The organism is Polaribacter sp. BAL334 (assembly GCF_015767435.1).
Classification (GTDB): domain Bacteria; phylum Bacteroidota; class Bacteroidia; order Flavobacteriales; family Flavobacteriaceae; genus Polaribacter.
Genome location: NZ_JADWOV010000302.1, coordinates 1 through 397 on the forward strand (window position 1 = coordinate 1; position 397 = coordinate 397).

1 protein-coding gene is annotated in these 397 nt (G+C 34.0%); it reads left to right on the forward strand.

Annotation, left to right across the window (positions count from 1 at the left end):
• On the forward strand, positions 1–397 hold a 397-nt coding region (locus IU405_RS11205; RefSeq protein ID WP_197438706.1), incomplete at both ends, for a hypothetical protein.

Below are 397 nucleotides of genomic sequence, written 5' to 3' on the forward strand. Positions count from 1 at the left end.
ATCCGCTTGAAGTAAGTCCTTTATTAGGTGCTACTTTAACAGTTAATTTCAACTATTCTAGCGAAGTTGGTTCAACAGAAAATCACATCTATATTGGTTTAGAGGTTTTAGACGCGAACAATAATTATGTGAGCACTGTTGATGGAATTACCCTACAAAATCAGCAAGCAGGCACAAATATTCAAAAATCTGTCAGTTTCTTTGTGGGAAGTAGCAATCAATTATCAGCAAATTTAACAATTGGGCATTTTTATCAAGTAAAAGCAGTTTTATACAAAACAAATTGGACTGCAAATGCTTGGGCTGGTTATTGGAATACACCTGCATTAATAGTTCAAGACACTAGTAATTATCAGTTTAGCAATTATCCTATCAGTAAAGGTGCAGACATTAGTTG